This window comes from Mesorhizobium helmanticense, from assembly GCF_003034915.1.
GTDB lineage: Bacteria > Pseudomonadota > Alphaproteobacteria > Rhizobiales > Rhizobiaceae > Mesorhizobium > Mesorhizobium helmanticense.
In genome coordinates this window covers 1-1,312 of the sequence record NZ_PZJX01000009.1, presented here as the reverse complement: position 1 = coordinate 1,312, position 1,312 = coordinate 1, and the positions used below count along the sequence as shown (strand labels likewise).

General features: G+C 62.9%; 1 protein-coding gene. It reads right to left on the bottom strand.

The window, feature by feature from the left end:
- Nucleotides 1-47: 47 nt before the first annotated feature.
- Nucleotides 48-1,312 (bottom strand): Ulp1 family isopeptidase (locus tag C9427_RS05790; RefSeq protein ID WP_245436990.1); only part of this gene is annotated, 1,265 nt, incomplete at its 5' end.

Here is a 1,312-nt window from a genome sequence, read left to right as displayed (position 1 = left end):
CTCTGTCGTCAAAAGAGCTGTTCTGCTTGACCCCACAGCCATCGAGCTCAACGCCCAGCGTCGGAGCGCTCTCTGCTTCTGAAGGAAGCCATGAGGTCCGCTCGGGCTTGATCGGAGGCTTGGCCGATGGACGTTGTGTTTGCGTCGCTCGGCTGCCGCCCGATGGCGAGGCTTTGCGAATTGTCAGTCCTCTGCCTTTTCGCCGGTCTCAACGGCGCTGTGTAACGTTCAGTGTTGATGATGACGCCCCCGCTGTTCACGCGGTTGCTCCTGTGCAGTGTACTCGTCAGCTTGTCCTCGGCCTCGCGTGTCTGGCCCAAGTGCCGTTCCAACGGCGCTGGCGCGACCTGTCTGGCTTGCTGCTCTTGCAACGCGGCGTGTTGCACCTGCGACCCGGCTGCTGCCAAAGCTTCGGCGGGGCTTGCGGCAAGCTCGTGCGGCAAGCGGCCCTCTCTCAGTCGGTTTTGCAGCGCCTGCCGATCGGCGACGAGGTAGTTGAGGTGCAGCGGCAGCTGCTGGTCTGGCCGCTCTTCGTTCGCCAATCGACGAACCAGCTCGCGCGTGCCGTCCACCACGAAGACGCCGCAGTCAACAGCGTTTTTCTGCTGCGCCATGTCGGGTGTTACCAGGGTCGCGTCCAGTCTTGTAGCGAGCTTTCGTGCAGGCGCGTCGTTGTATCGCTGTTCATTTTGCTGGATGGAGTCGTAGTGATAGGCGACCGCTCTTTCCGGATCGCGGCGATCTACGAGGAGCAGCGACCAATGGGTGCCGCGGTCAATACCCACCCCATCGTTCACCGGCACGAACAGGAAGTCGGATGGGCCGGCGTTTCGATTATAAATCGACTGCAATGTGCCTCGCGCGTCTTGCTGCTCCATGTGGCGCAGCAGATGGGAGACCGACGGATCGACCAGCCGCGTCCGGGCGGCGAGCGCTGGATCGGCCTGCTGCAGCTGCTGCTCGAGGAATTCGTAATCCCTCTGGATATGTTCGTCGCCCAGCAGTTGGGTGGCCCCGAGCACCGCCCCCCGGGGGAGATTGGACGAGCCTGACGGAAGGGCTTCGATGTGTGCATCGGAGGAGGTGGTCAGATCGACCAACGGAACCCCGAGATGGGTGTCTGAGAGCCTGGCGGTCGCTGGCAAGGCGGGTCCCGGAGCCCTTGCCGGTACTGCTGCCGCTCCAGCTTCCCTTATCGCTCCGCGATGGAGGAGCCAAACGTCGTTGCCCCCCTCCGGCCTCCGGGCGGTGTAGCCGTGACCATTAATATCGAAGTGCCATTCCGGCTTTTCCGCATCTGGCAAGAGGCCAT